Raw genomic sequence first — 8395 nt, forward strand, 5'->3', positions numbered from 1 at the left:
TACATGTGATACGCGGACAGCGAACGTGACCCATCCTTGCCATGGTTTTGCTTCGAATGCTGGTTATATGGATACACAGAACTACTAAGGAGGCCGAACATGACAACTGCAGTTGCAGACCGCACACTCAATGCACTCGACCGGTGCGATCGTTGCGGGGCCCAGGCATATGTCCGCGTTGTACTTGAGTCCTCCGGCGGTGAGCTGCTTTTCTGCGGCCACCACGCACGCGCAGTCGAGGCCACGTTGCGTCCGATGACCTCGGACTGGCATGACGAGACGTCCCGCCTTCAGGAGAAGGAACCCGTCCTCGCCGACTAGCCATCACGGCAGGCCGTACGGGCCGCCAGGCTGACAAAACTTTATAGAGACAGCCAGGCCCCCTCCAAGCGGAGGGGGCCTTGTTGTGTCCCTGCTCAGCCAAGGTTCCTTTGCGGTCTTTCGTAGCAGGCCCTCATCACGTCAGCGGCGATCTCTGACCGCCCTTGGGCATCCAGGCCCGCAATCACGCCGTCGATGTCCGTGTCGGGTCGGTTCTGGCTGAGTTTGGTTTTCGCTTCGATCCTGGTGATCAGCAATTCGACGCCGACGATGGCGCGTAGCTGGCCGGAGATATAGCGCTCCGGCGCATCGTCCACGGACCACGGCTGCCCGGAGTGGGCTTCGTGGAGATCCGTCAGCCGCCTGACGTGCCCGCCGAGCCACTCCGGGTCTTCATGGACGGCGAGCTTGCCGTAGACGTGGGCGGTGGAGTAGTTCCACGTCGGGACGACGCGTCCGTGTTCGGCCTTCGATGGGTACCACGTGGGAGAGATGTAGGCGTCCGCACCCTGGATGATGACGAGGGATTCACCGATGGCGGCCTCGGACCATTGTGTGTTGGTCCGGGCAAGGTGTCCGTGGAGCGCTCCGTGTTCACCGATCGAAGGATCGTAGACAAAGGGCAGGAAGGTAGCGAGCAAGCCTTGCGAGGTCATGGTGATCAGATTGGCGGCAGTCGGCCGGACGAGGAGGCCTTGGAGAGCGTCGGGACTGGCCGCAAAGTGCGTTGGGATGTACATGCGATTCTTTCTTCCTAGGGTTTTCGCGTTCAGTTTGCCCGTCAGGGATTCTGCTTCGCAGGGAGCGGATTAAGCCGGATACGGACGGCGACGCCGGCGCACAGGATGACGGCGAGGCCGCCGGCGACGGTGGTCAAGCCCAGGGTTTCGCCAAGCAGGATCCCTGCCCAGCAGATACTCAAGACGGGCTGGATAAGTTGGACTTGGCTCACCTTGGCCATGGGGCCGATGGCAAGGCCCCGGTACCAGGCGAAGAAGCCAAGGAACATGCTGACGATGCCAAGGTAGGCGAAAGCTGCCCACTGGACCGGCGTCGCGGAGGGTGGCTGTTGAGACATTGAGAATGCTGACAAGCCAACCATGAGCGGCGATGCGAGGACGAGCGCCCACGAGACGGTTTGCCATGAACCTAGTTCCCGCGCGAGAAGTCCGCCTTCTGCGTAGCCGATTGCCGCGGCCGCCACGGCACCGAGCAGGAGTAGATCTGACCAGTTCAGCTGCCCCGGGCCACCGGACTGCGCGAACGCGAAAGTGATCGCCGCAATGGCTCCTGCCGCAGTGACCACCCAAAACGCTACCGGGGGCCGTTCGCGACCTCGAAGTACTGCGGCGGTTGCCGTGGCGGCAGGAAGGAGCGCGATGACGACGGCACCGTGGTTGGCGGGCGCCGTCGTGAGCGCGAATGAGGTGAGCAATGGAAAACCGACAACAATCCCTCCGGCGATCACTGCGAGGCGCGCCCATTCCCGGCCGCGGGGAAGGCGCTGCCGCGTGAGCCCGAGCGCGCATGCGGCAAGTACCGCAGCGACCACTGCCCGGCCCGACCCGATGAACAGGGGCGACAGGCCCCCGACCGCCATTCGAGTGAAGGGAACAGTGAACGAGAATGCCGCTACTCCCACAAGTCCCCACCACAGACCGGAGGCCGCGCGGAGCGGTATCACTGGGCGAATCAATACAGTAGCGCTACTATTGGATCTCATGAATAACGATAGCAGTTCCCGAATCGTGACGGAACTCCAGGCATGGATCGCCGGGGCGGCACCGGGATCCCGGCTGCCGTCCACGCGGTCGCTGGTTGCCCAGTACCAGGCCAGTCCCGTGACTGTGCAGAAGGCGCTGCAGGCTCTGACTGCCCAAGGCCTGATCGAGAGCCGGCCCGGCGTCGGGACCTTTGTGCGGGTCATCCGGACCGCCCGCCCTTCGGACTACGGCTGGCAGACGGCGGCGCTGCGTGCGCCGCAAACGCCTCCCCGTTCGGCTTCCACTACGATGCGCGATACCGCCAACAACACCATTGCATTCCACTCGGGCTACCCGGACCGGGAACTGCTGCCAGAGCGTCTGGTCCGCGCCGCACTCACCCGGGCGGCCCGGGGGGATGCAGCTCTGTCCCGGCCACCCGCGCCGGGACTTCCCGAACTGCAGTCCTGGTTCGCACACGAACTCGGTGCCGCGACGCCGGCGGGAGTCACCCCGCCAACACCGAGCGACGTCATCGTCCTGCCCGGAAGCCAAGGTGGCCTCAGCTCCATCTTCACTGCGTTGGTTGGCCACGGACAGCCACTGCTCATGGAATCACCGAGTTACTGGGGAGCCATCTTGGCTGCGACCCAAGCCGGGGTCCGCATTGTCCCGGTGCCCAGCGGACCCGATGGGCCCGATCCGGAAGAGTTAGCCAGGGCTTTCGAGGAGACCGGCGCTCGCCTGTTCTACGCCCAGCCGAACTATTCCAACCCCACGGGGGCCCAATGGCCCACCCGCCGTGGCGAGCAGGTCCTCGACGTCGTCCGCAAGAGCGGTGCGTTCCTCGTTGAAGACGATTGGGCCCACGACTTCGGCATCACCACGACTCCTGTGCCGATTGCTGCGCGGGACGACTCCGGCCACGTCGTCTACCTCCGCTCGCTGACCAAGAGCGTGTCCCCCGCCATCCGCGTTGCTGCGGTCATCGCACGCGGCCCGGCGCGTGAACGTATCCTTGCTGATCGCGCGGCGGAGTCGATGTACGTGAGCGGCTTGCTCCAGGCTGCCGCACTCGACGTCGTCACACAGCCCGGATGGCAGACGCATCTGCGCAGCCTCCGCCATCAGCTTCAATCCCGCCGCGATCTTCCTGGTGTCGAGCCTGCGCGAGCACGCGCCGCAAGCCCACCTCAGCCTCATCCCCAAAGGTGGGCTGAACCTCTGGGCGCGTCTGCCCGACGGGACAGACCTTGATAAATTGACCCGTGACTGCGAGAGCGCCGGGGTGATGATCGCCGTCGGTACCGAGTGGTTCCCCGCCGAACCGGCCGGTCAGTTCATCCGGCTCAACTACGCCGGACCGAACCCCGCCGCTTTCCCGGAGGGCGCCCGCGTCCTCGGCCGGGCACTTGAACGCAACAGTCTCTAGAAGATGCTAAATAAAATGGACCCCCGGATCATCCGGGGGTCCATTTCGCGAAGCGCTAACGCCGATGAGGGCAGGGCGCCCGTTGCTTTAGTCGAGGTAGTCCCGCAGAACCTGCGACCGCGACGGGTGGCGCAGCTTGGACATCGTCTTTGATTCGATCTGACGGATGCGTTCGCGGGTGACTCCATAGACCTTGCCGATTTCGTCTAAAGTCTTCGGCTGGCCATCGGTAAGGCCGAAGCGCATGGCGACGACGCCAGCCTCACGCTCGGAGAGCGTATCGAGAACCGAGTGCAACTGCTCCTGGAGGAGCGTGAAGCTCACGGCATCCGCCGGAACAACAGCTTCAGAGTCCTCGATGAGGTCGCCGAACTCGGAGTCGCCGTCCTCGCCAAGCGGGGTGTGCAGCGAGATGGGCTCGCGGCCGTACTTCTGGACTTCAACAACCTTCTCAGGGGTCATGTCCAGTTCGAGGGCCAGCTCTTCAGGCGTGGGTTCGCGTCCCAGGTCCTGCAGCATCTGGCGCTGAACGCGGGCCAGCTTGTTGATGACTTCCACCATGTGAACCGGGATGCGGATGGTGCGGGCCTGGGCCGCCATGGCGCGGGTGATGGCCTGGCGGATCCACCAGGTTGCGTACGTGGAGAACTTGAAGCCCTTGGTGTAGTCGAACTTCTCTACAGCACGGATCAGGCCCAGGTCTGCCTTCCTGGATGAGGTCCAGGAACAGCATTCCACGGCCGGTGTAGCGCTTGGCCAGGGAGACGACAAGGCGCAGGTTGGCTTCGAGAAGGTGGTTCTTGGCACGCTTGCCGTCGTGGATGATGAACTCAAGCTCGCGCTTGAGCTTAGGGTCCATGGAGCCGTCATCGGCGTTGATCTTCTCTTCGGCGAAGAGACCGGCTTCAATGCGGAGGGCGAGATCCACTTCCTGCTCAGCGTTCAGCAGGGCGACCTTGCCGATCTGCTTCAGGTAATCCTTGACGGGGTCGGCCGTGGCGCCTGCAGACATGACCTGCTGGACAGGAGCGTCGTCATCATCAGCATCCGAGTAGACAAAGCCGGACCCGGTGGACGCCGGTTTCTTGCTTTCTTCGCCTTCTTCGGTTTCTTCCGTGAGCTCCGTTTCGTCGGGAGCGGCGGCGTCAAAATCCTCGGCTTCTTCGGAGTCCTCGTCGGCGCCGGCGGACTTGTTGGCTGCTTCGGCAGCGGCTTTGGCGCCGGGCTTGGGCCCACGCTTCTTGGGTGCCGGCTTCTCTGCACCTGCAGTCGAAGCATTGGCGGCACGTGTTGCCGCACGCTTCGCAGCTGTAGCCGCCTTCTTTTCTTCGGCGGACAGTTCGGCCTGGGCGGCGGGTTCCTTCTCAGCGGAAGACGGGGTCACAGAAAACCTTTCTAGCGGCGGTCTGTGGAATCACCATGGGGGCAACACCACTATGACCCTGTCAAGTCCACGATCAACATCAAGTGCCATCGCCGACCGCAGAGTCTTTAGGTAAAACTCCCGACGACACCTAAATGTTCCTGGATTCAGGGAACATTCCGGGCACTTGAAACGCGGACCCAACCGGGTCTCGGCATCCATTGTCTCACGGTTTTGACTTCAAGTGGGCGATTCAGGCCGCCGCCCCGCCGAACTTGCGCCACGCCGAGGAGCGGCTTTTCGCCCAGCCGCAAACGGTGCCACGCCGGACCAACTCGGTAAGTAGTTCCGCAAGCCGGTAGCCCGGCAGTTCTGCGTCGGCCTGCGAAAGAAGTTCGTCAGCGAATGAGCCGCTCCCCTGGCACCATCGAATCCACCCCAAGATGGTGAGCGCTGCTGCACGCGCCTCGGCGCCACCCTGCCCGGCGAGCAACGCCAAAACCTGATCCAAGGTGGCCAACCGAGCCCAATCGGGGTTCTCAGGGTAGAGGCCCAGCAAAACGTCCCCGTAGCGCAAGGCGTTGGAATCCGTGGCCGCCGTCGGCGGAGATTCGCGGGTTCCGGAGGGGGCGTGTGACTCCCCTGCCGCGCGCTTCGCCGTTGCTGGTTTCACTGTTGCTGGTTTCACTGTTGCTGGTTTCGCTGTTGCTGGCGACGAGGAACGCAGCCCAGGCGGAATGACCAGGACTTCCTCTTCATCGCCCTCCAGGCAAAAGAAGCCGAAGGCCTGTGCGCCACCGCGGGCGACGTCCCTGCCGGCAGCCGCCAGGACCACCACGGCATCGCGCCAAGCCGGAACCCGCAAGGCCGCCCTGAGGAAGGCCGCAGCCTCAGCGTCGAATTCTTTCGGAAGGTCAGAGTCGAGGACCCTTATCCACACGTCCAGCATCTCTTCGAAAGCTTTCTTGCTCCGCCAGCACCGAAGTATCCCCTCAAGCGCGGCGTCTTCCGCCCCGGTGAACTCCGGATCCGGATCCACAACGGGCTGGCCCGGCGCCGGCACAGTCTGTGATTCCCTGACGCTGCTGCCCCTGAAGACCATCTCCGCGTTGAGCCTGCTATCGAGGATCTGGTGCACAGGGCGCCCGGGGATAGGGCAGCAGTCCACATCGGTACAGAACGCGCTTCGCCAGTAGTCAGAACCAATGAACCAGGCATCGCGGAGCGTCAGGCCGCGGCGGGCCAGGACAAGTTCCAGGTCAGTCAACAACGGCAGGTTGTTTCGCACCACGCCGCCGTCCTCCCAGCCGTCGTCGCTGAATAAGGCCAAGAGCACCCCGTCGGCGCCGTCGTCCGCGTTCCAGGTATTCACTGATCCTCCCTGAATACAGGGCGAGCATGTCCTCGGATCTCTCAGGCGGAAGGTCTACGCGCAGGGTGGCGCCGAGTGTCTTGCCGTGCATCGTGATGGCCACCAGGCTCTCTGTGGGCCACAGCCCCAAGGCATGGGGAATGAAGCCAAGGATGTCCTCGGGGCGGGAAATGGTCACGGAGTTCTCTGGTGTCATGAATCCAGCATCGGCAGCAATAACCGGCCATGGCAGACCCCAATTCCCCTATGTGGACAAAGGTGGCGCTCCTTGCCTGTGGAGGAAGACCGCTGCAAGGAGACTTGTAGCTGGAAGCGTCGGCTAAAGCGAGCTACTGAGTGGAGCTTCGCTGCTTCGCGAGCCGTTCGCGACGCAATTCCACGCGGACCCGGCGCTGATTTGCCAGCGATACAAGGAGCGGCGGAACGTGAACGCCCTGCGCCGCCATCTGGCGGCGCACTTTGCGACGGGTCATGAGGATCAATACCGTACCCACCAGCAGAAACACGAACTGCACGCTCAAAGCGATGCGGAACGGCGCCAGGCCATACAGTTCCCCGCCCGAGAAGCCGCTGGTGTGGAGAATATCGAGGATAAGCCCCACTAAGTAGATCGTCATGAGCGCGGCAAGGAAGCCGCCCACGTTGACGATGCCCGTGGCCGTGCCGATCCTGTGGGATGGGTTGAACGTCCGCGCGAAGTCAAAGCCAATCATGGATTCCATGGACCACCGACCGCCAGGGCAACCACCAGGAGGGCAAGCAACCACAAAGGCGCCCTGGTTGGGAGCAGCAAAACCGCGGCCCAGGCGAGCGCCGTCGCAGCCGTAATCAGCAGGACCATGGCTGAACGGCGCATGGGGTGCCTGGCGACAAAGGTTCCGAACAGCGGCCCCACAAGAATGCTGGTGACCACGAAAAGACCCATCAGGGCGGACACGGTGGCGGCATCGAGACCTTGCGCCGACACCAGAAACGGATAACCCCAGGACATGGCAAACACGTTTCCGCTGAACTGGACGGTGAAGTGGCTCCAGAGCCCCAAGCGCGTTCCCGGCTGCTGCCAGGCCCTCGCCAACGTGACCCCTGTGGCGCGCAGTCCCTGGCCGCTTTCCCGGGGCGGATGGCCATGCGGAGCGTCCCTGAGCAGCGCGAGGACCAGCACCACCGCGAGCGCGGACAGGGAACTCAATGCCAGCGAATGCTGTATTCCATCCCGCGGAATGAAGGATCAACGCGAATGGAATCACGCTGATGAGTTGGCCAAGCTGTCCCGACATTCCCGTCATTTGGGTGACAAGGGGAACCCGGGCAGGTGCGAACCAGATCGGTACGAGCCGGATCACGGAAACGAAAGTCATGGCATCGCCCGCGCCGACCAGTACCCGGCCGAGCACACCGCCGGGAACGGTGTCGGCATACGCCAACTGGAGTTGGCCGAGCCCCATAAGGACTGCACCACTGGCTATCATGGCGCGGGAGCCGAAGCGGTCCACAAGAAGGCCGACGGGTATCTGGAGGCCGGCGTAGACCGAGCAGCTGAAGCACGGTGAAGAAAGAGATGGCGGACGCACTGGCGTGGAACCGTTCGGTCGCTTCCAGTCCGGACACACACTGAAAGAGGTGCGCTGGGCCACCGCCCCACAGGTAGGCAAGCACCCCTATGGTCCAAATGAGCCAGGCGCGGGGTGCGTTCACCCTTCCATTATGCCCGGGGCCGCATTAAAGCTGCCCTTATGGGCGCGCATCTTTACGTGCGAGATACGCCTCAACTGCCGCGCCCAAGTCCTCGGCATTGGGCAGTTCGTCGTTCTCGTCGGCGAGCAGGGACCGGCGAACGGTTCCCTCGGCTTTGTCGTCATAGCGGGATTCCAGCGTTGAAACCACCTGCTGGACGTCCTCGGAGGCCTCCACCTGTTCGGCGATCTGCCGGCCAACTTCCCTGCCGGCCTCACGGAGGCGGTCCGTGGGGGACATGAGGGACGTGGCGGCACCAAGATATTCAAGGCCTGCCACCGGCCGCCGGCGGGTACTCGGCGTCCGCGAGGTAATGGGGCACGTGGATGACGTATCCGGCCACTTTGCGCCCGGCCTCAATCAACCGCAGCTCAAGGATGTGGCCGATGGCGGACGGAACATCGACCACCGGTTTCCACGTTGAGATCCCCTCGATGAGCTCCGGCCGATTGCCGTGCACTGTGACGCCG

General features: G+C 63.5%; 5 protein-coding genes and 4 pseudogenes. 2 read left to right on the plus strand and 7 right to left on the minus strand.

The window, feature by feature from the left end:
* The first annotated feature begins 99 nt into the window (after positions 1 to 99).
* A complete protein-coding gene (locus ACF0H6_RS13620) occupies positions 100 to 321 on the plus strand; it encodes a hypothetical protein (RefSeq protein WP_284752004.1) in 222 nt (73 codons plus the stop codon).
* Positions 322 to 416: 95 nt separating this feature from the next.
* Here ACF0H6_RS13620 and ACF0H6_RS13625 read toward each other — a convergent pair whose 3' ends face one another.
* A complete protein-coding gene (locus tag ACF0H6_RS13625; protein WP_395250160.1) occupies positions 417 to 1061 on the minus strand; it encodes an FMN-binding negative transcriptional regulator in 645 nt (214 codons plus the stop codon).
* A 41-nt stretch (positions 1062 to 1102) separates the two neighbouring features.
* Positions 1103 to 2044: a DMT family transporter gene (locus ACF0H6_RS13630; RefSeq protein WP_395250161.1), complete on the minus strand. Its 942-nt coding sequence runs from the start codon at positions 2042 to 2044 to the stop codon at positions 1103 to 1105.
* Here ACF0H6_RS13630 and ACF0H6_RS13635 point away from each other — a divergent pair.
* Positions 2043 to 3456: pseudogene (locus ACF0H6_RS13635) on the plus strand (PLP-dependent aminotransferase family protein). The gene ACF0H6_RS13630 and the pseudogene ACF0H6_RS13635 overlap by 2 nt on opposite strands.
* Positions 3457 to 3543: 87 nt before the next feature.
* Here the strand turns inward: ACF0H6_RS13635 and ACF0H6_RS13640 are convergent.
* The 5 genes and pseudogenes from ACF0H6_RS13640 to ACF0H6_RS13660 form a co-directional block, all read right to left on the minus strand.
* Positions 3544 to 4840, minus strand: a pseudogene (locus ACF0H6_RS13640) (RNA polymerase sigma factor).
* A 232-nt stretch (positions 4841 to 5072) separates the two neighbouring features.
* Positions 5073 to 6191 (minus strand): DUF4192 family protein, encoded by a 1119-nt coding sequence (locus ACF0H6_RS13645; RefSeq protein ID WP_395250162.1) that lies wholly within the window; start codon positions 6189 to 6191, stop codon positions 5073 to 5075.
* Entirely contained in the window at positions 6079 to 6387 is a 309-nt protein-coding gene (locus ACF0H6_RS13650; protein ID WP_395250163.1) for a DUF4192 family protein, read from the minus strand. Before ACF0H6_RS13650 ends, ACF0H6_RS13645 begins: the two co-directional genes overlap by 113 nt.
* Positions 6388 to 6520: 133 nt before the next feature.
* Positions 6521 to 7886 (minus strand): annotated as a pseudogene (locus tag ACF0H6_RS13655) (nitrate/nitrite transporter).
* A 36-nt stretch (positions 7887 to 7922) separates the two neighbouring features.
* Positions 7923 to 8395: pseudogene (locus tag ACF0H6_RS13660) on the minus strand (PAC2 family protein); the annotation flags it as partial.

The sequence above is a fragment of the Arthrobacter sp. NA-172 genome, from assembly GCF_043952055.1.
Classification (GTDB): domain Bacteria; phylum Actinomycetota; class Actinomycetes; order Actinomycetales; family Micrococcaceae; genus Arthrobacter.

Coding starts and splice junctions, on each gene's coding strand:
- ACF0H6_RS13620 (WP_284752004.1), top strand. CDS start 100: ATGACAACTGCAGTTGCAGACCGCACACTCAATGCACTCGACCGGTGC.
- ACF0H6_RS13625 (WP_395250160.1), bottom strand. CDS start 1,061: ATGTACATCCCAACGCACTTTGCGGCCAGTCCCGACGCTCTCCAAGGC.
- ACF0H6_RS13630 (WP_395250161.1), bottom strand. CDS start 2,044: ATGAGATCCAATAGTAGCGCTACTGTATTGATTCGCCCAGTGATACCG.
- ACF0H6_RS13650 (WP_395250163.1), bottom strand. CDS start 6,387: ATGACACCAGAGAACTCCGTGACCATTTCCCGCCCCGAGGACATCCTT.